The sequence below is a fragment of the Candidatus Nanopelagicus hibericus genome (genome assembly GCF_002288005.1).
GTDB lineage: Bacteria > Actinomycetota > Actinomycetes > Nanopelagicales > Nanopelagicaceae > Nanopelagicus > Nanopelagicus hibericus.
The window spans coordinates 151,611-175,897 of sequence record NZ_CP016771.1; the positions used below are offsets into that span (position 1 = coordinate 151,611).

The following is a 24,287-nucleotide window of genomic DNA, read 5'->3' on the forward strand; positions in this document are numbered from 1 at the left end:
TAGGCTTTCTATTATGAGTCGTGCTCGGGCTGAGATAGATCTTTCAGCGATTGCAGATAACTTAAAATTTATTAAAAGTAAAAGCACGGCCCAGGTGCTGGCGGTAGTAAAAGCCGATGCATATGGCCACGGACTACTTCCAGTAGCAATCGCCGCCCAGGCAGCTGGCGCAGATTGGTTGGGCACAGCTTTGCTAGAGGAAGCAATAACACTTCGCAATGGCGGAATCACCAAACCAATTCTTGCTTGGCTAACTCCACCCGGTGAGGATTTTAAAACTGCGATCAAGTTAGATATTGATCTTTCAATCTCATCAATTGAGGTGCTATCTGAAATATTAACTGCCGGGCAATCCTTAAATAAAAAGCCAAGAGTTCATATTGAAGTTGATACTGGCATGAGTCGTGGCGGTGTGGCAGAGGATTGGAAACAATTTTTTTCTGAGATTGCAAAGGTGGTAGAGAAAATTGAGGTTGTTGGTATCTGGTCCCATTTCGCCAGGGCTGATGAGCCAGGTGAGAAAATGAATGAAGAACAAATAGCACTCTTTTCAAACCGAGTCGATGATTTAAGTAAGGTAGGAATTTCTCCTAAGTATCTACATATCGCAAACTCTGCCGCTGCTCTTACCAACAAATCATCACACAAAAATATTATTCGCTGGGGTATTGGGCTTTATGGCCTATCACCAGATGTTAATAATTTAGGTGATTCAAAATCACTCACTCTGCATCCTGCTATGAGATTGTATGCAAAATTACAATTAGTTAAATCGGTTAAGGCTGGCGTCACTGTTGGATATGGCGCAACTGCAAAGACAAAAGTTGATACCAAACTAGGTGTAGTTACCTTAGGTTACGCAGATGGCATACCTCGAAATGCTAGTAATCTGGCTGGAGTTTTTGTAGCTGGTAGCCGTGCACCATTAATTGGCAGAGTTTCGATGGATCAATTTGTAGTTGATCTTGGTATTGATTCCTTAGCAAAAACTGGTGATGAAGTGATTGTTTTTGGTGATGGCAGTAAGGGTGAGTACACAATTGATGAGTGGGCTAAGGCTTGCGGAACAATTAATTATGAGATTGTTACCCGAATCGGTTCTCGTGTGCCTAGAATCTACCCTCGTGAGTAACGAAAATCTGCTTTCAATAAAAGCACTCTCAGTTTCTTTTGGTGGGCTCAAAGCATTAACAAATGTAAATCTAGAACTAAATCAAAATGAGGTAGTCGGCTTAATTGGCCCAAATGGTGCTGGTAAGACCACATTGTTTAACGCACTTTCTGGCTTAGTAGATGTTGAATCTGGATCACTTTTGATAAATGGTAAATCACATAAATGGCCAAAGCCGCATCAATTAGTTGATCTGGGAATCTCGCGCACATTGCAAGGAGTGGGCTTATTTCCAGAGTTAACAGTTTTAGAGAATGTAATGGTTGGTGATAATAAAAATGCACGAAGTGGTTTGATCTCATCGGCGCTGGGTTTAAGTGGAAGGGATGAGGCAAAGCTAAAGCAGCGGGCAATGAGCGCACTTGAGCGGGTTTATGCCTCCGGTATTGCCGATCAAAGAGCGGATTCTCTGCCATATCCAGTGACTAAGCGGGTAGCTATTGCCCGAGCCTTAGTTTCTGAGCCAAAAATACTTTTACTTGATGAGCCTGCTGGTGGCATGGGAGCGCAGGATATTGAGTGGATGAACTCACTTATCCATAATCTTGCTAGCCAATGCTCAATTATTTTAGTTGAACACCATATGGATGTGGTGATGAGTGTTTGTGATCGACTTTGTGTACTTAATTTTGGCGAAGTAATTGCATCTGGTGAGGTTGAAACTGTCCGCCAAGATCCTGCGGTAGTTGCTGCATACCTGGGGGTGAACAATTGAGCCTAGTAGTTAGCAATTTAACAATTGATCATGGTGCGATCAGAGCAATAAATAATGTCTCATTTACAGTGCCGCAAGGCCAACTGGCTGCAATTATTGGATCAAATGGTGCTGGTAAAACTACTTTGCTGCGCACCTTATCTGGATTAAAAGAAGCAGCTTCAGGGAATGCGAGTTGGAATGGTATCTCGATTTTAGGCACTCGCCCTGAGGATTTAGCCCGATCTGGCATCATGCATGTATCGGATGGCAAATCAGTAATTGCTGAGTTGACGGTTAAAGAAAATTTAGCTTTGCCTGGAATATGGCGCAAAGATAAGAAGGATGTTGCAGCTGCCACAAACGAAGCAATTGAATTGTTTCCTATTTTAGGTCAACGATTATCACAATCTGCTGGCGCCTTATCCGGCGGTGAGCGGCAAATGTTGGCTATTGGCAGAGCTTTAATTGCTCGACCAAAGCTGTTGTTATTAGATGAACCATCCCTCGGGCTTGCGCCATTGATTGTGGAACAAATCTTTCAAACTATTAAATCTTTAGTAAAAAAGATGAATCTGACTGTTGTTTTGGTTGAACAAAATGCCATGGGCGCACTAAAGATCGCTGATGAAGGAGTTGTTCTAAACCTAGGGACAGTAGTAGCGGTTGATTCGGCGGAAAAACTTCTTAATGATCCGGCAGTGCGCGCTGCCTATTTGGGGTTTTAACATGACACAATTTATTACTGCGGTCCTAACATCTTTATCATCTGGTGCTATTTACGCACTGATGTCATTGGCATTGGTTTTGGTATGGCGCTCAACTAGGGTAATTAACTTTGCCCAAGCTGGCCAAGCAGTGTTAACAACCTATATTGGATACACAGTCATTCAGCGCACCGGCTCTTATTGGCTGGCATTAGTTGTGGCAGTTGTAAGTGGTGCGATTATTGGCGCAGTAATTGATAGATTTTTTATGCGGCCTATCTTCAAACGGATTAAATCTGGTCCAATTGTAATGATCGCACCAGTTGTTGCCACCTTAGGTCTGCTTGGAATAATTCAAGCAATAATTGGATTTATCTGGGGCTTAACCAATCAATCCATTGAAGCGCCAGTTTCGACTGGTGGATTTAAAGTTATGGGCACAGTTATTGCTTTCAGCCAATTTAACCTACTGGTATTAATTTTTGTTGCACTAGCTATGTTGCTGCTAACTATTTTGTTCCAAAAAACTGATATCGGATTGGCATTAAGGGCCTCTGCTTATTCACCGGAGATAGCGAAATTATCTGGAATAAAAGTTGATTCAGTTAGAACTCTTGGTTGGGCAATAGCTGGTGCGTCGGGCGGTCTGGCCGGGATGCTTTATATTCCAGGATACTTTTTATTTCCAAATGCGATGGATTTGTTACTGGTCTTTGGATTTGTTGCTGCAGTGATTGGTGGATTGGAAAGTCTATTTGGTGCAGTAGTAGGAGCAATGATTCTAGGTTTTGCAATCAATTTTGCTACAACATATATCAGCGCTAAATTGTTTTTCCCAACCGCTTTTATTGTTTTAGTTACAGTGCTGTTGATAAAACCAGCTGGTTTGTTTGGATCAAAAAAGAGCAGGAGTGCTTAATTGATAAAAACAACACCGACTAAGAAGCGTTTATTACTATTTGTATTATTTGGCTGGATCTTGTTAATAGCTAGCGATCGGGTGGGCGATCTTGAGTTGTATCAGGCTTCATTTGTCGCCACATATGCCTTAGCAATTACTTCAATTATTTTATTGACTGGATATAGTGGGCAGTTGTCACTTGGCCAAAGCGCATTGATGGCGGTGGGTGCTTATGCAGGGGCGTTAAGTATTTTTAACGCCGGATTACATCCAGCATTAGGTTTATTTATCTCCGCCTTAGTTGCTGGAGTATTTGGTTTGTTACTGGGTTTGATCGTTGCCCGATTAAGTGGTCCTTACTTGGCTGGCACCACACTTGCACTAGCAATTTCATTACCAACTCTGGCTAATCAATTTCCAATCTTGGGAGCAGAGGAAGGAATAGTTTTTGATGTTGGGCCATCTCCAGTTAGGTTTGGTGAAGAGTTTTCGCAGTACAAATGGTTTTTTTGGATAAGTGCACTTGCCTCATTAATCATGGTTTGGTTGATTGCTAACCTGCTTTCAGCTCGAATGGGTAGAACTTTTAGGGCAATGCGCGATAATCCAGTCGCTGCTTCCTTAGTTGGCATAAATGTTGGACAGTTAAAGGTCACAGCTTTTGCTATCAGTTCGGGGGTGGCCGGTCTTTCTGGGGGTTTGCTGGTAATGCTGATCAGCGGGGTCTCACCCAGCGCTTTCCCGCTCAGCCTCTCCTTTTCTATCCTCACCGGGGCGGTTGTTACTGGCTTGTACAACCTAAAGGGTGTCATTCTTGGCGGGTTGGTGCTGGTGGCTATACCTGAAATCGCCGATTCGTTAGTATCTAGTATTGGAGGTTCGGAAGGGTATCTGACCGCTTTGCCTGGATTCTTGGTGAGTGCGCTGCTGATCTTGGCGGTGGTATTTACGCCAAATGGTCCAGGGCACTTAATAAAGGGGCACCATAAGAAAAAGTAGTTTTAAACGTAAAAACCTAGGGAAGGAAATAAATGATCAGAAATAAAAGCATGAAGCGAGCAAGTCTTGCTTCAGCGGTAATTGCTGCAGCGGCAATGGTGCTTAGCACCCTGCCAGCTCAAGCGGCTGAACCGGGAGTTAGCGCAACTGAGATCAAGTTGGGAATTTCATCCCCACTGACAGGCTCAGCTGGACTTTCATATGGAAAGGTTCCAGGAGCGATGAAGGCGTACTTCAATTACATCAACGCAAATGGCGGTGTATATGGTCGAAAGATCACACTAGTTAGCCGCGACGATAAGTACTTACCTACACTGGCTGCAACTCAAACCACCAATTTAGTATTAAAGGACAAGGTATTTGCTCTAGTAGGGGCACTAGGAACTGCTACACACTCAAAGGCTTACAAAGCAGCAGCGTTAGCTAAGAACAATGTTCCTGATCTATTTATTAACACTGGATACAGTGGATTCACTGACCAGACTAAGTATCCAACAACATTTATGGTGCTACCAACCTATGCAATGGAAGCAAAAGTAATTGCTAAAGCAATTAAAGATAACTTTGCCGGTCAAGCAACATTTCTATTGGCACAAGATGATGAGTTTGGTACCGATGGTGTTGCAGGCTTCAAAGCTGCCGGACATACATTCTCAGCCGCTCCAATTCTTTACCCACAAAGTTCTATGACAGCAGCTCGCGCTGAAGCAGCATTAACAGCACTAGGTGCAACACCAGGAAAGCCAGTAGTTGTTCTATTTGGAACAACAGATGTAACTGCAACAATCCTTAAGGCAGCTGAGAAGTTAGCCCTTACTACCAAGTTCACTTGGTATGCCGGATCTGTTGGTGCGGACGCAAATACATTACTTGCACTAGGTGTTAAGCCAGCCACAATTGATGGCGTTGTTTCTGCCAGCTTTATGCCAGATGCTAAAGATCTAACTGATCCTTATGTTAAGCAATTTGCTGATATCAATGCCAAGTACAACAAGGGAATTTCCTTTGATAACTACGTACTTGCAGCGATGAACTCTGCAATGCTAACTGTGCAAGCACTACGTGCTGCTGGTAAGGATTTAACTCGCGCAGGCGTTATTTCTGCAATTGAAAACAAGGGAGCTAAGTTTGCTAGCGCAGGTTTAGTACCACTTGGATACTCACCAACTAGCCGAATCGGTTACAACGGTTACTGGGTAGCACAATTAAATGCCAAGGGTGAGGCAAAGCCTTACGGTGGCAAATTAGTTATCTACACAACTGATTCCGGTGCTGGCGCAGTATCAGTATCAACATTTGTTCGTCCAACAATGCCTAAGAATGGGATACCAACAAACTCATGAAAAATCTAAAACTAACTAAGGGTCTAGTTGCCCTAACCTCTGCTGCATTAGTTGCGGTATTTACAGTTGCCATACCAACAGTTGCTCGTGCTGATGAGGCATGCACCAATACAACTGTGCTATCTGGTGCAAAGGCTGTTACTGTTGAAAAATGCAATGGCACTGATGAGAACAAGTCCAAGTATGAAATCATGATGCCAGAAAAATTCAATGGCACACTTATGGTTTACGGACATGGCATTCGTTACAACGTAAACCTGCCAGCGATTCCAGTAGTTGCGCCAAAGGGTTCACTAATTGATTACTCTGCTTCTGTCTCACCATCTGAAGAGGTAACAGCTGCACTTCTAGCGCAAGGTTTTGCGTTAGCTGGCGTGGGTGTTCAGGTGCAAGGGTGGAACTACGAGGAAGAGGCTGAAGCGATGCTTCAGTTGATTGTGATCGCCCGTGATAAGTACCCAAAGGTAAGCAAGGTTGTTGCTTGGGGCAACTCACTCGGCGGATTGGCCGCACAAGTACTTAATGAGCGTATGCCTGGAGCTATTGATGCTGCCGCACCAATGTGTATTTCAGACTCTGCGCAAGCTGAAATTACTATGGCTGGTGATTTCCTATGGGGAATGAAGACATTCTTTAATCCTGCAATTAAGGGAACAAATTACTCAGCAGGTCAAGCAGGTTATGTAGAGATGCTTACAGATCTAGGAACTGTCCTAACAACTCTGGGCGCACTTTCTGCAGCAATTTCTGCTGACCCAGTAACACCAAAATGGCCTGCTACTGCGCCTGCATCTACTGCTGCACTTCAAGTGCTTCCTGTCCGCAGCGCAATCTTGATGCTCGGCTTGATCGCTGGAATTTCAACGCAGTCAAATACTTATGATGCATCCTCTGGTCCAGTTGGACCACTTGAGACCTCATTCGGCTTGGCAATTAGCCCAGCACTTGCAGTTCTTGAGAATGGTGCACAAGCTGCGATCCTTGCGGTAATTGCTAATTACGACATGGAGATTCGCTACGGCGGCGTGGTATTTGATAACTCAAAGACTGATTATGCAAAACGTCTTGGTGATGATGGCCTTACATACAGAGCTGCCCTGACTGGGCAAAGTGGAATTACTGGAATGCTTACTTACCTAAGCCCTCTAAATCCTGCCGCTCCTCGCGTCACAGCAAATGCTGCAGCCGTGGCAAAGATGAACAGTCAGTATCAAATTCAAGGCAACATTGAAGTTCCAACTATTCAAATTGCTGCAACCGCTGATCACATCACCCCACCAGGAGCTGCTCAGTACTTGATCGATCAGTACGAAGCATCTGTTGCTAATGGCGTGTCAAAGTCAGGCAAACTTCTAACAATCTGGAATAAGCCTGCCGATGAGTACACTGAGTTTAGTTCTGCTGGAGCACCAATTACTCCAACTGTAATTACAAATGGAACTAATCACTGCAACTACACAACTAGCCAGATCTTGGCAGTTGCAAAGCTTGCAGCATCTGCAGCAAAAACAGGCAAGTTACCTTCTAGTTCAGCTGTGAAGGCTGCAATTAAGAATGAGCCAAACTTGTTTGTTAATCCGAACTTCACGCCACCACTGCTGAAGTTTCGTCAATAAGTAAGTAAGTAATTAAGCGGGCCTCTAGGAAACTAGGGGCCCGTTTTCATTCTCTATAAACTAAGCCCCTGATGAAAATTCAAATTGATTCACCTCACCAGATGTTTGAGTTGGGTGAAAAAATTGGCCACCAACTAAAACCATCAGATGTGGTCGTATTAAATGGCGAGCTGGGTGCGGGTAAGACGGTATTAACCCAAGGAATTGCTTCAGCTTTCAAAATACTTGGCGTCACCTCACCCACATTTGTCATCAGTCGAATTCATAAAGGAAATCCAAATTTTATTCATATCGATGCTTATCGATTATTGGGCTCTGATCCCAGCAATTTTGCAGATTTAGATTTTGAAGGATACCTAGCCAGTAGCGTATTTGTGATTGAGTGGGGCAAGGATTTTGTCGCAACCCTTACCGATCAATACTTAGAGATCAATATCCTTCGCGGTGAAAAAGATGATCAACGTCAGGTGGAGTTTGTAACGGTCGGAGATCGTTGGGAAAACTTCAAGTTATGAACAATGTATTAGCGATTGATACCTCAACTTCAAAAACTTCTGTCGCACTAATTTGTGATGGCAAAGTTGTATTTAATAAATCCCACAATGATTCACTTGCTCATGGTGAAGTACTACCAAAGCTAGTCTCAAAAGTGATTGCACTAAATAACAAAATAGATTTAGTTGTTGTTGGTATGGGTCCTGGTCCATTTACTGGCCTAAGAGTTGGCATAGCTTTTGCGCAAAGTTTTGCACTAGCAGCTGAAATAGATTGGGTCGGAGTTTGCTCACTTGATGCGATGGCTGCTGGTATTAAAGAGAGTGAGTTTATTGTTTCAACCGATGCCAGACGTAAAGAGAGATTTTGGGCAAGATATAAAGAGGGAGTTAGAATTACTGATCCGGCAGTTAGTAAGGCAAGTGAATTAGAAAAGTTTGGTCTTCCGATATTCAATGAGGGTGATTACTTTCCAGATCCAGTTGCTTTGGCCAAGATTGCATTAACTTCAAAATCAGTTGAGCAACCAATTTATATTAGAAAACCAGATGCTTATCCATTGCCGCAGGGCGTGAAGTTTCGCCCAATGACCTCACTTGATTTAGTCCCTGCAATTGCAATTGAGAAAGAGGTATATGGAAAAACAGCTTGGAGTGCTGACCAATTTAGATCCGAGTTTGCCAAGGCACCAAAAACTGCGCAGTACCTAGCAGCTGAGTACGAGGGACAATTAATTGCCTACGCTGGCGTCTTTTATGTGGCAGATGTAGCTGATATTCACACATTAACTGTGGTGGCAGATCACCGCCGAAAAGGTATTGGCCGAGAGCTGTTAAAGAGATTACTTGATTGGGCCAGAGTTAAAAAAGCACCGGCCATAATGCTTGAGATGAGATTAGGCAATGATGCCGCCCGCCCTTTATATGAATCCTTTGGATTTGTAGAGATTTCTAAACGCGAGAATTACTACGGACCAGGATTAACTGCAGTTGTAATGCGTAAGGAGCTTAAGTAATGGCGCTAGTACTTGGAATCGAAACCTCCTGTGATGAAACCGCAGTTGGCATAGTTGATGGGCGAAAATTACTAGCAAATGTAATCTCATCAAGTGTTGAACAGCATGTCAGGTTTGGTGGTGTGGTTCCTGAGGTTGCCAGCCGTGCTCACCTGGAAGCGATGCAGCAGGTAATTAAACAAGCCCTAAAGGATGCAGGTGTTTCAATCAAGGATATCGATGCGATTGCCGTAACCGCCGGCCCAGGTTTAATTGGTGCATTACTAGTTGGGGTAAGCAGCGCCTCTGGCTTAGCTCTTGCCTTAGGCAAACCATTATATGGCGTAAATCATTTATCTGCTCATATTGCAGTTGATCAATTAGATAATGATAAGAGAATTATACCAACAATTGCTTTATTAGTTAGTGGTGGTCACTCCTCAATTCTAAAAGTGAATAATCTGGCAAAAGATGTTCAAGTTTTAGGTGCAACAATTGATGATGCAGCAGGTGAAGCATTTGACAAGATTGCCAGAATCATGGGGTTAGGTTTTCCAGGTGGGCCACTAATTGATAAGCAATCTAAAGATGGTGACTTGCACCATGTTAATTTCCCACGTGGTTTAACCTCAGCTGCTGATTTGGATAAGCATCAATATAATTTTTCATTTTCAGGTTTAAAAACAGCGGTAGCAAGATATATTGAGAAGACTCCAAATTATAAAAAGAGTGATCTTGCCGCCTCTTTTCAAGAAGCAGTTGTTGACGTGTTGCTGATTAAATCATTAGCTGCCTGCAAAGAAAGTGGCATTGATAATTTAATTATTGCAGGAGGAGTCGCTGCCAACAGCAGGCTGCGAGAGCTGGCAAAGCAACGGTGTGAGAAAGCCAAAATCCACCTTTCAATTCCCCCAGTTGGGCTTTGTACCGACAATGGCGCGATGGTGGCCGCCCTTGGTAGCCTGGCTATAACCGAGGGTGTAAAGCCCTCTGAGATAGGCGTAGCAGCTGATTCAGCCGCCTCAATTGCCCAAGTAATCTGGTAATCAGCGCTTAATTTGCACTGATACCGCCCGCCCTTTAAAGTTGGCTTTAGCACTCTAAGCCCCCGTGTGCTAATTAATCTACGGGGTACTTCAGAGGGTAATACCGAATCTAAGAAGGAGAAACCAGGATGGCAATTTCAATTAAGCCACTAGAAGATCGCATTGTTGTTAAGGCAAATGAGGCGGAGCAAAAGACTGCATCTGGTTTAGTAATTCCAGATACTGCCAAAGAAAAGCCACAAGAGGGAACTGTGATGGCAGTTGGTCCAGGCCGTTTTGAAAATGGAAATCGAATCCCATTAGATATTAAAGAGGGTGACACTGTGCTTTATTCAAAGTATGGCGGCACTGAAGTGAAGTACAACAATGAGGAGTACTTAGTACTTTCCTCCCGTGATGTACTAGCAATTATTGCGAAGAAGTAATCGTGGGTAAATCACTTCAATTTGATGAAGCAGCAAGACGTGCGATGGAGCGCGGAGTAAATATCCTTGCTGACACAGTAAAGGTAACCCTTGGACCAAAGGGTCGTAACGTAGTTATTGCTAAGAGTTATGGCGCACCAACCATCACCAATGATGGTGTAACTATTGCCAAAGAGATTGAACTATCTGACCCAGCTGAAAACATGGGTGCACAACTTGTTAAGCAGGTTGCAGAAAAAACTAATGATGTCGCAGGAGATGGCACAACTACTGCCACAGTTCTTGCCCAAGCAATGGTGAAAGAGGGGCTGCGAAATCTTGCAGCAGGTGCCCAGCCAATGGAGCTTAAATACGGTATTGAGCAAGCGGTAAATGCAATTACTGAAGCGCTACGTAAAAACTCAACTGCAGTTAGTGGAAAGTCACAGATTGCAGATGTAGCAACCATTTCAGCTCAAGATAAAGCAATTGGTGATTTAATCGCAGAGGCGATGGACAAGGTTGGCAAAGATGGCGTTATTACCGTTGAAGAGTCATCTACCACTGGGCTTGAGCTTGAGTTCACTGAAGGTATGCAATTTGATAAGGGTTATATCTCACCTTACTTTGTCACCGATTCAGATCGGATGGAGACAGTTTTAGAAGATGCCTACATTCTTATCTCTGGTCAGAAAATCTCAGCATTAAGTGAGATCTTGCCGGTATTAGAAAAGGTCGCACAAGCAAGTAAGCCGCTATTAATTATTGCTGAAGATGTTGAGGGTGAAGCACTTTCAACCTTGGTAGTAAATCGCATGCGTGGCACCTTTGCCTCAGCCGCAGTTAAGGCACCAGGCTTTGGAGATAGGCGTAAAGCGATGCTAGATGACATTGCAGTTTTAACTGGCGGACAGGTTATTTCAGCTGAGGTTGGCTTAAAACTTGAGCAGATAGATATCGCAATGTTGGGTAAGGCTCGCAGAGTTGTTATTTCAAAAGATAACACCACAATTGTTGATGGCGCCGGTGATAAGAAGGCTGTCGCAGCGCGAGTAACTGAGATTCGTCGGGAGATTGAAAACACCGACTCTGATTGGGATCGCGAAAAACTACAGGAGCGAGTAGCAAAACTTGCTGGTGGAGTTTGTGTAATCAAAGTTGGTGCACACACTGAGGTTGAGTTGAAGGAGAAGAAGCATCGTCTTGAGGATGCAATCTCTGCAACTAGAGCTGCGGTTGAAGAGGGAATTGTTGTTGGTGGAGGTGCTGCATTAGTACATGCTGCAGCCGCACTTGATAATGATTTAGGTTTTGAAGGTGATCGAGCAGTTGGTGTTCGTCTAGTCCGTAAGGCATGTGATGAGCCACTTCGTTGGATTGCAGAAAATGCTGGCCAAGAAGGCTATGTTGTAGTTTCAAAGGTTCGCACCATGAAACCTAATGAAGGTTTTAATGCTTTCTCCGAGACTTACACCGATCTTGTTAAAGAGGGTGTAATTGATCCAGTTAAAGTAACTAGATCAGCACTGGCAAATGCGGCATCAATTGCAGCAATGTTTATTACTACTGAAGCACTTGTCTTTGAAACTCCGGAAGAGAAGAAGGAAGAGGCCGCCGGTCATGGCCACTCACACGGACCAGGCGGGCACTCTCACTAAATAAAGTAAATTAACTTACGAGGCCTTGTTCTCAAAGTAGTTTTAATCGATTAACATCAATCGGTGAAACTTACAACGCTAACCGTTGATTGCGGTGGCACTGGGATCAAGGCCTCAGTACTTGATAAGAGCGGCAAAGTATTAATAGATTTTCCCTATCTAAAAACTCCATATCCACTATCACCTGCTAAATTAATAAAAATTATTGAAAATTTCATCGCAGCTGATAGCAGAATTAAGCGAGTTACAGTTGGTCTGCCAGGGATGATCAGAGATGGAAAAATTATTGTTATTCCGCACTATATAAATAGGAGCGGTCCCAGGAGTGCGGTTGATCAACAACTAAAAAAGGCTTGGTATGGCTTTGATATGCAGGCAGGACTTGCGAAAAAATTAAGGCTGCCAACCTTGGTTTTAAATGATGCTGAGGTGCATGCTGCAGCAGTTATTACCAAAGTTGGATTAGAGACGGTACTTACCTTTGGCACCGGTTTGGGAAGTGCAATATTTAATGATGGCAAATTAGCCCCACATCTTGAAATTTCACACGCCACGATTCGGTACGGTAAATCAATCGATGCTTGGATTGGTGAGATATCTCGCCGGCGGATGGGAAATCAGCTTTGGTCAAGGCGAGTAAAAACCTTAATCGAGGAGTTATATCCAATGATTATTTGGGATAAGTTATATATCGGAGGTGGCAACTCATCAAAGATAAGTAAATCTGCTTTAAAAAGTTTTGATTATAAGGTGAAGATCATTCCAAACTCAGCTGGGGTTGCAGGTGGGGTTAAAGCCTGGGATTTGTTGACCTGAATTTCATCAGATAAGTACCAACAGATAAGGTTAGGGATATGTCCGATATTGAATTAGGTCCTGGCAAACGTGCGCGGGCAGCGTACTCATTTGATGATATTGCAATAGTTCCATCTAGACGAACTCGAGATCCAGAGGAAGTTTCTATCACTTGGCAGATTGATGCATATAAATTTGATTTACCATTTATGGCAGCACCAATGGACTCGGTTGTTTCACCAGCAACTGCAATTGAGATTGGTAAAGCAGGTGGCGTAGGAGTTTTAAATTTAGAAGGAATTTGGACAAGGTATGAAGATGCCGATAAACAATTATCTGAAATGGCTAAACTCTCTGAAGAGAGTGCAATTAAAAAAATGCAGGAGATATACGCTGCGCCAATTCAACCAACTTTAATAAAAGAGCGGATAGCACAAATCCGGGCAGCAGGAGTAGTGGTTGCAGGCGCACTTTCACCACAGCGGACTGCGCAATTTCATAAAGCTGTGCTTGACGCTGGGGTAGATATATTTGTAATTCGTGGCACCACAGTTTCAGCTGAACATGTCTCAGACAAAACTGCTCCCTTAAACCTAAAGAAATTTATTTATGAATTAGATGTGCCAGTAATTGTTGGCGGTTGCGCTACTGCGCAAGGTGCGCAGCATTTGATGAGGTCAGGAGCTGCTGGTGTACTAGTTGGTTTTGGTGGCGGTTCGGCACACACCACTAAGAAAGTTTTAGGAATATCAGTACCAATGGCCTCAGCAGTTGCTGAGGTGGCATCAGCACGTCGAGATTATTTAGAGGAATCTGGCGGCAGATATGTGCATGTAATTGCTGATGGTTCAGTTGGGTCTAGTGGTGAGATTGCAAAAGCAATTGCATGTGGCGCAGATGCGGTAATGATGGGTTCACCACTTGCAAAGGCGGCTGAAGCACCTGGTAGAGGTTGGCACTGGGGATTAGAGGCACACCATGGCCAACTTCCACGTGGCAATCGGGTGCAAGTTGGAAGCGTCGGCAGCTTGGCGCAGGTGTTAACTGGACCATCTCACACATCCGATGGATCGATGAATCTATTTGGCGCACTGCGCAGATCGATGGCAACTTGTGGTTACTCAGATCTGAAGGAGTTCCAACGGGTAGAGGTAATTGTTCAATCTTAATTGCTACCTGTGAAATCACTTAAAGTTTGACCTTAAATCAGATAAATTCATACATTTTTTCCTTTAAGTAAAATACTCGATTACAATTATCAAATGCAAAAAATAACAAAGCCAATTACTTTCTTTGTAACACTTGTTATTTTATTTGCATTACCTCCAGTTTCAGCAAATGCAGCGCCACACAAATCAGCTGAGGTGAAGTGTAAGAAAACTAATGCCAAGGGACAGCCGGCAAAGAATATAACTCCACCTGAGGTTAAAGGTCCATTTAAGAATAAGACCTTAACCTTGACTACCAATTGTGGTGAGATTGTGATTGCAGCAGATGGTAAAAATGCACCAATTACCGTAATCGCTTTGTCAGCATTGGCAAATAGTGGTTTTTTCAACAAAACCATTTGCCACCGTTTGGTAACCGATGGAATTTATGTATTGCAGTGCGGGGATCCAACCGGAACTGGGATGGGTGGTCCAAACTTTAGCTATCGGGATGAGAATTTACCGCTGCCAACCTTAGAAAATTACCCTGCTGGAATTGTGGCGATGGCTAACTCTGGACCAAATACCAACGGTAGCCAGTTTTTTATTGTTTACGAAGATACTTCGATGGATCCAAATTACACGATCTGGGGCAAGGTCATTAAAGGACTTGATATTGTTAAAGCAATTGCCAAAGAGGGTGTTATTAATGGAACAAGTGATGGGATGCCTAAACAAACCATTGCAATTGAAAAGGTAAGAGTTCGTTAATTAGTATTTACAATCTTAAATACCTCTGCGACCGATCCTGCCGGTAAATTGTTAGCTTGAGCGTTTTTCTCGCCCCACTCCCGTACCATTTTTTCTAAGTTTTCATTATGGGCAGTTTGGCTCACATGGCTGTGAAGTGCTTTCATTTTCAGATCAAATGTTGAAGTGATATCAACAAAGTGATCTGGATTTGTACTAGACATAACCCAAACCTCTTTTACTCGCCAAGGTTGTAAACCTTCATCCTTTAATAAATCCTCAAAGGCAAAAGGATTTCTAGCATCGGGGTAAACCGCTTGAATTGCTGCCTCACCTGCCGCTAAATGATCTGGGTGAGAGGCACCAATTCGCTCCCAATTGCGCTCTGGAGATTGAATAACCATGCGGTCAGGTTTGGTAATACGTATTTGGCGCACAATATCTTTGCGCAATGCAATTGTTGGTTCTAACCAACCATCACGGTAATTTAAAAAAGTAATATCACTTACACCAACCGCTTTTCCTGCTTCACGTTGCTCATGTTGGCGAATCTTTGGCATTTCCTCCCGTGGCACAGTCGGATCTTCACCACCTTGATCTCCGTTGGTGGCAATGCAGTAGGAGACTTTAATTCCTTTGGCACTCCAAAGCGCAGTAGTTCCAGCTGCACCAAAGTCACAATCATCTGGGTGAGCAACTACCACTAATACTCGCTCGATCTCACTATCATTTAATGGCTCCATCATTGCCAACATTACCTCAGCAATTACCTATGTCTCACCGAGGGATAGACTTACCAATATGTCTGCGCTTACCGATGGTCTAAATCCTCAACAATTAGCAGCGGTTAAGCACTCTGGATCACCATTATTAGTTGTTGCTGGTGCGGGCTCTGGTAAAACGCGAGTATTAACCAGACGAGTGGCTTATTTATTAGCAGAGCGCAATGTTGCACCATATGAGGTATTAGCCATTACCTTCACTAATAAAGCAGCTGGTGAGATGAAGGAGCGGGTTGCGCAATTAGTTGGTGATCGAGCAAAGATGATGTGGGTATCAACCTTTCACTCAGCCTGCGTTCGAATTTTGCGCAGGGAGGCTGCATTACTTGGATATTCAAACTCATTTACAATCTATGATCAAAGTGATTCATTAAGACTAGTCACCTTAGTAATGCGAGATCTAAATCTTGACGCCAAACGGTATGCACCAAGAGCGGTAGCAGCACTAATCTCCCAAGCAAAAAATGAGTTACTGGGCCCGGCTGATTATCTAAATCAGAGCAAAGATCACTTCCAGGAGATTGTTGCCCAAGTTTTTGCCATTTATCAAAAGCGATTATCAGCTGCTAACTCTATGGATTTTGATGATCTGATTGCTAAAACAGTTGAGGTGATGCAGCGATTTCCTGAGTGCCGGGCGAAGTATCGATCACGCTTTAAACATATCTTGGTAGATGAGTATCAGGACACAAATCATGCCCAGTATGTATTAATCAAAGAGTTAGTTGGCAGTGAGCAAGAGGGTTTCCCGCCAGCAGAGCTTTGTGTTGTGGGAGATGCTGATCAATCGATCTACGCTTTTCGTGGAGCTAATATTCGCAATATTTTGCAGTTTGAAGCTGATTACCCAAATGCTAAAACTATTTTATTAGAGCAAAATTATCGATCTACCCAAAACATCTTAAATGCAGCTAACTCCGTGATTGCCAACAATGAGGGACGAAAAGAGAAGAATTTATGGTCTGAGGCTGGCGCTGGTGAGTTGATTACTGGATATGTGGCAGAAAGTGAACATGATGAGGCGGATTTTGTTGTTCAGCAAATCCGTAAACTACAAGACTCTGGTAAATCTAATCCTGGAGATACCGCTATTTTTTATCGAACCAATGCGCAATCTCGGGTATTTGAAGAGGTATTTATGCGAGTAGCTATTCCCTACAAAGTAGTTGGCGGGGTGAGGTTTTATGAGCGAAAAGAGATTAAGGATTTCCTGGCATACCTGCGAGTGATAGTTAATCCAAATGATGAAGTATCAATGCGCAGAATCATTAACACTCCTAAACGAGGTATTGGTGATCGGGCGTTAGATCAATTAGATCTATACGCTCAAGCAAATAACATCAGCTTTTGGCAAGCGCTAACTGAGGTCGAGAAAAACTCAGATATCGCACCAAGATCTGCTGCCTCACTAGTTGAATTTGTTAAATTCATTCAATCCCTACAAACTTTAGTAGAGGCAAAAACTCGGCCTTCAGTAATTGCGCAAGCAACCCTTGAACAATCTGGTTTGTTAGCTGAGTTATCGCAGAGTAATGACCCACAAGATGAGGTAAGGATTGAAAACTTAGAGGAGTTAGTTGCAGTGGCCACTGAGTATGAAGAGGGTGAGGTAGATGAAGGTGAAGAGATTTCTTTAGTTGGCTTCTTAGAGGATGTCTCACTTGTTGCAGATGCTGATCAAATTCCAGAGGGAGAGGATCATGGTGGTGTTGTAACTATGATGACACTGCACACCGCTAAAGGCTTAGAGTTTCCAACTGTTTTCTTAACTGGAATGGAAGAGGGAATTTTCCCCCACTCTAGAACTCTTGGTGATCCAGATGAATTGCAAGAGGAGCGCCGGCTTGCCTACGTTGGCCTGACCAGAGCTAGGCAGAATTTATTTATCACCAGGGCTGAGTATCGATCCTCTTGGGGAGCGCCAAATTACAACCCGGCTTCAAGATTTTTAAGTGAAATTCCAGACTCGGTAATTGAATGGAACCAAAGCGCAGAGAGATTTTCACCGATGAAAACTTCAATAAAAAGATCATTCATTCCATCTAAAGCAACCGGCAAGATCAGCAATACGATGAAGCTTGAGGTTGGTGAGCGAGTTTCCCACGACACCTTTGGATTAGGAACAGTGGTTGCCGTTACTGGTGAGGCAGATCGCGCTGAGGCAACTATTAATTTTGGCTCATTTGGTGAGAAGCGACTACTGCTTCGTTATGCACCAGTTGAGAAATTATAAATTTATTGAATAAAACAATAGTATTACCACTAGGGCGGGCAGTAATTTGATCGGGGATAATTAGTGGATCTTTTCGAGTATCAAGCACGCGATCTTTTCGAATCACATCAAATACCAGTGTTAGCTGGCGCGGTGGCAACCACCCCAGAGCAAGCTTATGAAGCGGCAACAAAAATGGGTGGCAAGGTTGTGGTTAAGGCGCAGGTAAAAGTAGGCGGTCGAGGTAAAGCAGGTGGAGTCAAACTTGCTGAAAACGCCAATGATGCAAAAGAAAAAGCCAAAGCTATTTTAGGAATGGATATTAAAGGCCACACTGTAAACAAAGTAATGATTGCCCAAGCAGCCCCAATTGCGTCTGAGTACTACTTAGCAATTTTATTAGATCGTGCTAATCGAAACTTTTTAGTGATGGCTTCCGTTGCTGGTGGTATGGAGATTGAAGAGGTTGCTCATAAGACGCCCGAAAAATTAGCCAAGGTTGGAATAAATCCAAATATTGGAATCGATAAGGTGAAAGCATTAGAGATTGTTAAAAGTGGTCAATTTCCAAGTGATATTGCTGATCAGGTGGCAGATGTTTTAATCAAGTTATGGCAGGCATTTGTGAAAGAGGATGCAACTTTGATGGAGATAAATCCATTAGTAAAAACTGCGGATGGGAAAATTATTGCGTTAGATGGCAAGGTGACATTGGATGAGAATGCTGGCTTTAGACATCCAAACCATGAAGAGCTAGTTGATCATGCAGCCACAAATCCTTTAGAAAAGCTGGCAAAAGAAAAAGATTTAAATTATGTAAAACTAGAGGGCCAGGTTGGAATAATTGGCAATGGCGCAGGCTTAGTGATGAGCACACTAGATGTTGTGGCTTATGCCGGTGAGAAATATGGCGTTAAGCCAGCAAACTTCTTAGATATTGGTGGTGGCGCATCTGCTGAGGTAATGGCTAATGGCTTGTCTATTATCTTGGGTGATAGCGATGTTAAAAGTGTTTTTGTAAATGTCTTTGGTGGCATCACCTCATGTGATGCGGTGGCAACTGGAATTGTGCAGGCGCTAGAGATGCTGGGGAGTAAGGCGACAAAACCCATAGTTGTAAGGCTTGATGGTAATAATGTTGAAGCAGGCCGGAAGATTTTAAATGATGCAAATCATCCATTGATACAACAGTTAGAAACTATGGATGGCGCAGCAGCAAATGCGGCAGAGTTGGCAGGCAAATAATGGCTATCTTTGTAAACGAAAATACCAAAGTTATTGTGCAGGGAATGACTGGCTCTGAGGGAACTAAACACACAAAACGGATGCTTAAAGCTGGCACAAAAATTGTGGCAGGTGTTACACCAGGTAAAGGTGGGCAACGGGTTGATATGGATGGGGTAGAGCTACCAATTTTTAATACAGTTGCTGAGGCAATATCTGCAACTGGCGCAAACGCATCAGTTGTATTTGTGCCACCAAAATTTGCAAAGGCTGCAGTAATTGATGCAGTTGATGCCGCAATTGCCTTAGTAGTTGTAATTACTGAAGGAATTCCAGTTCATGATGTGGCTGCTTTTTATGCTTACGCAGTAAGCAAAGGTAAGACGCAAATTCTTGGTCCAAACTGTCCAGGAATTATTACCCCAGGTAAAGCAAATCTTGGAATTATCCCAGCTGATATCACAGGTCCAGGCAAGATTGGATTAGTTTCAAAATCTGGAACTTTGACCTATCAAATGATGTTTGAGTTAAGAGATTTTGGATTTACTACCGCAGTTGGAATTGGTGGTGATCCAATAATTGGTACCACTCATATTGATTGCTTACGTGCTTTCCAAGATGATCCAGAGACAAAAGCAATTGTGATGATTGGTGAAATTGGTGGCGATGCTGAGGAGAGAGCCGCGCAATTTATAAAGGAGTATGTAACAAAGCCAGTAGTTGGTTATGTCGCCGGTTTTACCGCCCCAGAAGGTAAAACGATGGGACATGCTGGCGCAATAGTCTCTGGATCATCTGGAACTGCCGCGGCTAAAAAAGAAGCATTAGAGGCTGTCGGTGTTGCGGTTGGTAAAACACCAAGTGAAACCGCTAACTTGATGCGCAAGATATTGAATGGATAAATCGCAGATAGGAAAATAATGGTTGCGCGTGTTGTTTGGGTAACACTGCAACAAGTAATCAGGTCAATACTAATAATCTTATTTCCACTAGCTTTTATTACATTATTTGCCTGGGCAACAGCTGGCAGTACCTACGGGTCAACAGCTGATCCAATGCGTGCAGCTGTTTGGTTATGGTTGGGCTCACATCTGACCCCATTTCACATAACAAGTAATGAAATAACCGGATACCTTTCTTATTTACCAGTCGGAGCAGTGATTCTGCCCTGGTTATCAATTCGTGTGGGCTATCGCAGGGTAGTTGAGGTGATCGGAAATAAAAAAGTCAGCCGGGCATACTTTATTTTGTCCTATATTTTTATTTACAGTTTATTGGGATTGATCGCTTCAAACTCACAGGTATCCATTAATTGGAGCCGTGGAGTAATCACATTAGTCATCCTTTTGTTGTTAGCAACCACAAGTGTAAAAGCTGAGCAGCTGACTAAGTTGCCATGGCAGATGTTTTTGCTGATGCTGGGCATTGCCGGCTTGATTTATTCCATCTGCCTAGCAATGAACTTTGGAACTGCCAAGAATCTTACGATTGTGATTCAACCAGGGATATTTGGTGGAGTCCTACTACTGTTATTACAGATCTTGTATTTGCCAAACATATTTTTTGCAACATTAAGTTATATCTTGGGCGCTGGGTTTTCTTTGGGAAGTGCCACCCAAATTACCCCCTTTATATTTGATTTACGCGAGATACCGGCAATACCTTTACTAGCAGCGCTGCCAACAGGTCAAAGCCCATGGCTTGCTATGGCCACCATCATGTTGACGATCTACGCGTGGATTAACTTAAATCAAATCAAACAATTGGAATTAGATGTAAAAAGTAAGCGACAAATTTATATTAGATTTTTTGTCACATCTATTCTAGGAGCTGCAGCATTAGCATTTGTTACATCAGGTTCATTGATCTCTGCCAATATGTCACCGGTTGGGGTTAATCCTCTACATATCAGCGCGGTAGTTGCTGCGCATCTTTTACTAGTCCTACTTCTGATTCAACTTCTTCCTAAATTGTTTAACAAAAAAGCTAAGCAAGGTAGGCTGGATATATGAGCGCAGTGATTATGGATGGCAAGATGTTGGCTGCCCGATTAAAAGCTGATATCACTGAACAGGTGCGCAAATTAAGTAAAAAACCTGGGCTTGGCACCATTCTGGTTGGTGAAGACCCAGGCTCAAAAGCTTATGTAGAAGGTAAGCACAAAGATTGCGCTGAAGTTGGAATTAATTCAATAAAAATAAATCTTCCAGCAACTGCTAAAACTGCCGATGTTTTAAAAGCGGTTAGTGATCTAAATCAAAATCCGGAGTGTTCTGGATTTATTGTGCAACTACCACTACCAGATGGGGTTAATACCGAGGAGGTATTACTAGCAATAGATCCAAAAAAAGACGCTGATGGTCTGCATCCAATAAATCTTGGAATGTTAGTTTTAGGCAAAAATACCGTTGTTCCTTGCACACCAAAAGCAATTTTAGATCTACTGACTGAATACAAAATTAAGTTATCGGGTATGAAAGTTTTGATTATCGGACGTGGCACAACTGTTGGTCGCCCGCTTTCAATACTTCTTTCACAAAAACCAATAAATGCCACAGTAACTCTTGCTCACTCTGCCACCACAAATCTATTGGAGTTGTTAAAAGAGGCAGATGTGGTGATTGCTGCCCTTGGATCCGCACATTTCATAAAGCCAGCAATGGTCAAAAAAGGTGCGACCTTAGTAGATGTGGGTATTACTCGAACATCACAAGGACTCTTGGGTGATATTGATCCAGCAGTTTCACAGATCTGCTCCTTCCTAGCGCCAATGCCAGGTGGGGTTGGACCGATGACTAGGGCAATCTTGTTGAGCAATGTTGTTGAGTTAGCAAAACAATGAAGAAAAGTTTTTCGCTAGATCAGATCAGAAATTTCTCCCTAATTTTCGTAGTAATCGGAGTAATCATTGGAATAACTGGTGCGGTGCGTACAGGATCAGTACTTCTATCACTTTCTGCTTCTGCTTTTATCATAACTAGGTATTCACAGCAAAAAGTGAAGCGAAACATTGAACTAATTTTGCCGCTACTGATCTGCATCTCATTGTTTGGATTGGCGCTTTCACTGCCCAATGCCAGGTAGGAAGATGCGGATTTAGTTGATTGGAGATAAATCAGTAATATTGGAGGTCGGTGGTGAAGGGATCAAATGAGTAGATCTGGAAAAGTAACAGTTGTTGGAGCCGGGTTTTATGGATCAACTACCGCATTGAGATTAGCTGAATACGATGTTTTTGAAACAGTAGTTCTGACCGACATTGTAGAAGGAAAACCAGAGGGCTTAGCTTTAGATATAAATCAATCAAGATCAATTGAAAATTTTGAAACAAAAGTAATTGGCGCAACCACCACTGCAGATGGCGGTGGTTATGAAAAGAGTGCAAATTCAGATGTGGTAGTTATTACTGCAGGCTTGCCGCGCAAACCCGGTATGAGTCGAATGGATTTGATTGGAGTCAATGCGGGGATTGTCCGTGGAGTGGCAGAAAATATTGCTAAACACTCACCAAATGCAGTGATAATCGTAGTTTCTAATCCGTTAGATGAAATGACTGCGCTGGCTCAAATTGCCACCAAGTTTTCATACAACAAGGTTATGGGACAAGCTGGAATGTTAGATACTGCAAGATTTACTAATTTTGTTGCAGAAAAATGTGGAGTTGCAATCTCAGCTGTTAAAACTTTAACCCTGGGATCACACGGTGAAACTATGGTGCCGGTGCCAAGCCGGTGCACAGTTAATGGGAAACCACTTTCTGAAGTTTTATCAGCAGATGAGATTAAAGATCTAGTGGATCGAACTAGAAATGGTGGAGCAGAGATTGTGGCATTATTAAAAACTGGCTCCGCTTACTACGCACCATCTGCCGCCGCTGCTCGAATGGCAAAGGCGGTAATCACAAATTCAAATGAGGTAATGCCAGTTTGTGCTTGGGTTGATGGTGAGTATGGGATCTCTGGCGTGTATCTAGGAGTTGAGGCTCAAATCGGTAAGCAAGGGGTGTCAAAAGTAGTTGAGAGCAATTTAACTGCAGAGGAGCTGACATCATTAAAAGCAGCAGCGGAGGCGGTACGTACAAAACAAGCAGATGTTAAAAATCTATAAGGTGAAATGAGTGAGTATGAATAAAATCAAAGTTGTCGGAACTGTTGTTGAATTAGATGGTGATGAGATGACTCGAATCATCTGGCAGTTCATTAAAGACTCATTGATCCTGCCTTATTTGGATGTAAACCTCGAGTATTACGACCTGGGTATTGAATACCGCGACAAAACTGATGATCAAGTAACTATTGATTCTGCTCATGCAATTCAAAAGCATGGTGTGGGAGTTAAGTGCGCAACTATCACTCCAGATGAGGCTCGAGTAAAAGAGTTTAATTTAAAGAAGATGTGGAAGTCACCAAACGGAACTGTTCGCAATATCTTAGGTGGAGTTATTTTCCGTGAGCCAATTATTATAAAAAATGTTCCACGTTTGATTCCGCACTGGACCAAGCCAATTGTGATTGGTCGTCATGCATTTGGTGATCAATACCGAGCCACAGATTTTAGAGTGCCAGGTGCTGGAAAGTTAACCGTTACCTTCACCCCGGAGGATGGCTCAAAGCCGATGGAGTTTAATGTCTTTGATTTTCCATCATCAGGGGTGGCAATGGCGATGTATAACCTTGATGATTCAATTCGAGATTTTGCCAGAGCCTCATTTAATTACGGCCTTATAAGAAAGTATCCAGTCTTTCTCTCCACAAAAAATACAATTCTTAAGGCTTACGATGGTCGCTTTAAAGATATTTTTGCTGAGGTTTTTGAAAAAGAGTTTAAGGCAGAGTTTGCTAAAAATAACTTAGAGTATGACCATCGTTTAATTGATGACATGGTCGCCACCTCACTTCGTTGGGAGGGCGGATATATCTGGGCTTGTAAGAATTATGATGGTGATGTTCAATCTGACACCGTTGCTCAAGGTTATGGCTCACTTGGATTGATGACCTCAGTGTTGCTATCACCCGACGGTAAGACGGTGGAGGCAGAGGCAGCACATGGCACGGTTACTCGCCATTACCGTGATCACCAAGCTGGTAAACCAACCTCGACCAATCCAATCGCCTCCATCTTTGCATGGACACAAGGTTTATCTCATCGCGCAAAATTAGATAACACGCCAAAGGTTGAGCAATTTGCAAAAACTTTAGAGAAAGTATGTATTCAAACAGTTGAAAGTGGCAAAATGACTAAAGATCTTGCGCTATTAATTAGCAAGGATGCCCCGTGGCTTAACACCCAAGAATTTTTAGTTGCAATTGATGATAATTTAAAGAAGGCTATGGCGTAGAGCCTTAAAT

At 43.0% G+C, this 24,287-nt stretch carries 24 protein-coding genes; 23 read left to right on the plus strand and 1 reads right to left on the minus strand.

The window, feature by feature from the left end; translation table 11 throughout:
- Positions 1-13 precede the first annotated feature (13 nt).
- The 15 genes from alr to B1s21160_RS00890 all read left to right on the plus strand — a co-directional run bounded on the left by alr (position 14) and on the right by B1s21160_RS00890 (position 14,742).
- On the plus strand, positions 14-1,132 hold the full coding sequence (alr, locus tag B1s21160_RS00820) for an alanine racemase (RefSeq protein WP_095672018.1): 1,119 nt from the start codon (positions 14-16) through the stop codon (positions 1,130-1,132).
- Positions 1,125-1,886, plus strand: coding sequence for an ABC transporter ATP-binding protein (locus B1s21160_RS00825; RefSeq protein ID WP_095672019.1), 762 nt, complete (start codon positions 1,125-1,127; stop codon positions 1,884-1,886). Before alr ends, B1s21160_RS00825 begins: the two co-directional genes overlap by 8 nt.
- Positions 1,883-2,593 (plus strand): ABC transporter ATP-binding protein, encoded by a 711-nt coding sequence (locus tag B1s21160_RS00830; protein ID WP_095672020.1) that lies wholly within the window; start codon positions 1,883-1,885, stop codon positions 2,591-2,593. The genes B1s21160_RS00825 and B1s21160_RS00830 overlap by 4 nt, the downstream gene beginning before the upstream one ends.
- 1 nt (position 2,594) lies before the next feature.
- Positions 2,595-3,491: a branched-chain amino acid ABC transporter permease gene (locus B1s21160_RS00835; protein ID WP_095672021.1), complete on the plus strand. Its 897-nt coding sequence runs from the start codon at positions 2,595-2,597 to the stop codon at positions 3,489-3,491.
- Positions 3,492-4,472 carry a branched-chain amino acid ABC transporter permease gene (locus tag B1s21160_RS00840; protein ID WP_223297961.1) on the plus strand — a complete coding sequence of 327 codons (981 nt, stop codon included), beginning with the start codon at positions 3,492-3,494 and terminating at the stop codon, positions 4,470-4,472. It begins immediately after the preceding gene.
- A gap of 32 nt (positions 4,473-4,504) precedes the next feature.
- A complete protein-coding gene (locus B1s21160_RS00845) occupies positions 4,505-5,815 on the plus strand; it encodes an ABC transporter substrate-binding protein (RefSeq protein ID WP_095672022.1) in 1,311 nt (436 codons plus the stop codon).
- Positions 5,812-7,431 carry a hypothetical protein gene (locus tag B1s21160_RS00850; RefSeq protein WP_095672023.1) on the plus strand — a complete coding sequence of 540 codons (1,620 nt, stop codon included), beginning with the start codon at positions 5,812-5,814 and terminating at the stop codon, positions 7,429-7,431. Before B1s21160_RS00845 ends, B1s21160_RS00850 begins: the two co-directional genes overlap by 4 nt.
- Before the next feature lie 71 nt (positions 7,432-7,502).
- The gene (gene tsaE, locus B1s21160_RS00855) at positions 7,503-7,946 is read left to right on the plus strand and encodes a tRNA (adenosine(37)-N6)-threonylcarbamoyltransferase complex ATPase subunit type 1 TsaE (RefSeq protein WP_095672024.1); all 444 of its coding nucleotides are present in this window, start codon (positions 7,503-7,505) and stop codon (positions 7,944-7,946) included.
- The gene (tsaB, locus tag B1s21160_RS00860) at positions 7,943-8,941 is read left to right on the plus strand and encodes a tRNA (adenosine(37)-N6)-threonylcarbamoyltransferase complex dimerization subunit type 1 TsaB (RefSeq protein ID WP_095672025.1); all 999 of its coding nucleotides are present in this window, start codon (positions 7,943-7,945) and stop codon (positions 8,939-8,941) included. Before tsaE ends, tsaB begins: the two co-directional genes overlap by 4 nt.
- Positions 8,941-9,966 (plus strand): tRNA (adenosine(37)-N6)-threonylcarbamoyltransferase complex transferase subunit TsaD, encoded by a 1,026-nt coding sequence (gene tsaD, locus B1s21160_RS00865; protein ID WP_095672026.1) that lies wholly within the window; start codon positions 8,941-8,943, stop codon positions 9,964-9,966. Before tsaB ends, tsaD begins: the two co-directional genes overlap by 1 nt.
- Positions 9,967-10,094: 128 nt before the next feature.
- Positions 10,095-10,391: a co-chaperone GroES gene (gene groES, locus B1s21160_RS00870; RefSeq protein WP_095672027.1), complete on the plus strand. Its 297-nt coding sequence runs from the start codon at positions 10,095-10,097 to the stop codon at positions 10,389-10,391.
- A gap of 2 nt (positions 10,392-10,393) precedes the next feature.
- Entirely contained in the window at positions 10,394-12,028 is a 1,635-nt protein-coding gene (gene groL / locus B1s21160_RS00875) for a chaperonin GroEL (RefSeq protein ID WP_095672028.1), read from the plus strand.
- Between the two features lie 63 nt (positions 12,029-12,091).
- A complete protein-coding gene (locus B1s21160_RS00880; protein WP_095672029.1) occupies positions 12,092-12,844 on the plus strand; it encodes an ROK family protein in 753 nt (250 codons plus the stop codon).
- A gap of 38 nt (positions 12,845-12,882) precedes the next feature.
- Positions 12,883-13,992, plus strand: coding sequence for a GuaB3 family IMP dehydrogenase-related protein (locus B1s21160_RS00885; RefSeq protein ID WP_095672030.1), 1,110 nt, complete (start codon positions 12,883-12,885; stop codon positions 13,990-13,992).
- 93 nt (positions 13,993-14,085) lie between these two features.
- A complete protein-coding gene (locus tag B1s21160_RS00890; RefSeq protein ID WP_095672031.1) occupies positions 14,086-14,742 on the plus strand; it encodes a peptidylprolyl isomerase in 657 nt (218 codons plus the stop codon).
- Here B1s21160_RS00890 and B1s21160_RS00895 read toward each other — a convergent pair.
- Positions 14,739-15,464 carry a PIG-L deacetylase family protein gene (locus B1s21160_RS00895; protein ID WP_095672875.1) on the minus strand — a complete coding sequence of 242 codons (726 nt, stop codon included), beginning with the start codon at positions 15,462-15,464 and terminating at the stop codon, positions 14,739-14,741. The genes B1s21160_RS00890 and B1s21160_RS00895 overlap by 4 nt on opposite strands.
- Positions 15,465-15,522: 58 nt before the next feature.
- Here B1s21160_RS00895 and pcrA point away from each other — a divergent pair, with 58 nt between their 5' ends.
- From pcrA to B1s21160_RS00935, 8 genes are all read left to right on the plus strand, one after another.
- On the plus strand, positions 15,523-17,736 hold the full coding sequence (pcrA, locus tag B1s21160_RS00900) for a DNA helicase PcrA (RefSeq protein WP_095672032.1): 2,214 nt from the start codon (positions 15,523-15,525) through the stop codon (positions 17,734-17,736).
- A 63-nt stretch (positions 17,737-17,799) separates the two neighbouring features.
- Positions 17,800-18,960, plus strand: coding sequence for an ADP-forming succinate--CoA ligase subunit beta (gene sucC, locus B1s21160_RS00905; RefSeq protein ID WP_095672033.1), 1,161 nt, complete (start codon positions 17,800-17,802; stop codon positions 18,958-18,960).
- Entirely contained in the window at positions 18,960-19,841 is an 882-nt protein-coding gene (gene sucD / locus B1s21160_RS00910; RefSeq protein ID WP_095672034.1) for a succinate--CoA ligase subunit alpha, read from the plus strand. The genes sucC and sucD overlap by 1 nt, the downstream gene beginning before the upstream one ends.
- Before the next feature lie 18 nt (positions 19,842-19,859).
- Positions 19,860-20,951, plus strand: a complete 1,092-nt coding sequence (locus tag B1s21160_RS00915; protein WP_095672035.1) for a cell division protein PerM — start codon at positions 19,860-19,862, stop codon at positions 20,949-20,951.
- Entirely contained in the window at positions 20,948-21,781 is an 834-nt protein-coding gene (locus tag B1s21160_RS00920) for a bifunctional 5,10-methylenetetrahydrofolate dehydrogenase/5,10-methenyltetrahydrofolate cyclohydrolase (RefSeq protein WP_095672036.1), read from the plus strand. Before B1s21160_RS00915 ends, B1s21160_RS00920 begins: the two co-directional genes overlap by 4 nt.
- Positions 21,778-22,023: a hypothetical protein gene (locus B1s21160_RS00925; protein WP_041887934.1), complete on the plus strand. Its 246-nt coding sequence runs from the start codon at positions 21,778-21,780 to the stop codon at positions 22,021-22,023. The genes B1s21160_RS00920 and B1s21160_RS00925 overlap by 4 nt, the downstream gene beginning before the upstream one ends.
- 66 nt (positions 22,024-22,089) lie before the next feature.
- A complete protein-coding gene (locus tag B1s21160_RS00930) occupies positions 22,090-23,046 on the plus strand; it encodes a malate dehydrogenase (protein WP_095672037.1) in 957 nt (318 codons plus the stop codon).
- 16 nt (positions 23,047-23,062) lie between these two features.
- Complete coding sequence (locus B1s21160_RS00935; RefSeq protein WP_041887930.1) at positions 23,063-24,277, plus strand: NADP-dependent isocitrate dehydrogenase; 1,215 nt, start codon at positions 23,063-23,065, stop codon at positions 24,275-24,277.
- Positions 24,278-24,287 lie beyond the last annotated feature (10 nt).

Bases quoted from the DNA above. Each gene is read 5' to 3' on its own strand.
- alr (WP_095672018.1), top strand. From the start codon at position 14: ATGAGTCGTGCTCGGGCTGAGATAGATCTTTCAGCGATTGCAGATAAC.
- B1s21160_RS00920 (WP_095672036.1), top strand. From the start codon at position 20,948: ATGAGCGCAGTGATTATGGATGGCAAGATGTTGGCTGCCCGATTAAAA.
- B1s21160_RS00885 (WP_095672030.1), top strand. From the start codon at position 12,883: ATGTCCGATATTGAATTAGGTCCTGGCAAACGTGCGCGGGCAGCGTAC.
- B1s21160_RS00925 (WP_041887934.1), top strand. From the start codon at position 21,778: ATGAAGAAAAGTTTTTCGCTAGATCAGATCAGAAATTTCTCCCTAATT.
- B1s21160_RS00850 (WP_095672023.1), top strand. From the start codon at position 5,812: ATGAAAAATCTAAAACTAACTAAGGGTCTAGTTGCCCTAACCTCTGCT.
- tsaB (WP_095672025.1), top strand. From the start codon at position 7,943: ATGAACAATGTATTAGCGATTGATACCTCAACTTCAAAAACTTCTGTC.
- tsaE (WP_095672024.1), top strand. From the start codon at position 7,503: ATGAAAATTCAAATTGATTCACCTCACCAGATGTTTGAGTTGGGTGAA.
- B1s21160_RS00935 (WP_041887930.1), top strand. From the start codon at position 23,063: ATGAATAAAATCAAAGTTGTCGGAACTGTTGTTGAATTAGATGGTGAT.
- B1s21160_RS00895 (WP_095672875.1), bottom strand. From the start codon at position 15,464: ATGGAGCCATTAAATGATAGTGAGATCGAGCGAGTATTAGTGGTAGTT.
- B1s21160_RS00890 (WP_095672031.1), top strand. From the start codon at position 14,086: ATGCAAAAAATAACAAAGCCAATTACTTTCTTTGTAACACTTGTTATT.
- B1s21160_RS00835 (WP_095672021.1), top strand. From the start codon at position 2,595: ATGACACAATTTATTACTGCGGTCCTAACATCTTTATCATCTGGTGCT.
- tsaD (WP_095672026.1), top strand. From the start codon at position 8,941: ATGGCGCTAGTACTTGGAATCGAAACCTCCTGTGATGAAACCGCAGTT.
- sucD (WP_095672034.1), top strand. From the start codon at position 18,960: ATGGCTATCTTTGTAAACGAAAATACCAAAGTTATTGTGCAGGGAATG.
- B1s21160_RS00845 (WP_095672022.1), top strand. From the start codon at position 4,505: ATGATCAGAAATAAAAGCATGAAGCGAGCAAGTCTTGCTTCAGCGGTA.
- B1s21160_RS00915 (WP_095672035.1), top strand. From the start codon at position 19,860: ATGGTTGCGCGTGTTGTTTGGGTAACACTGCAACAAGTAATCAGGTCA.
- pcrA (WP_095672032.1), top strand. From the start codon at position 15,523: ATGTCTGCGCTTACCGATGGTCTAAATCCTCAACAATTAGCAGCGGTT.
- groES (WP_095672027.1), top strand. From the start codon at position 10,095: ATGGCAATTTCAATTAAGCCACTAGAAGATCGCATTGTTGTTAAGGCA.
- B1s21160_RS00930 (WP_095672037.1), top strand. From the start codon at position 22,090: ATGAGTAGATCTGGAAAAGTAACAGTTGTTGGAGCCGGGTTTTATGGA.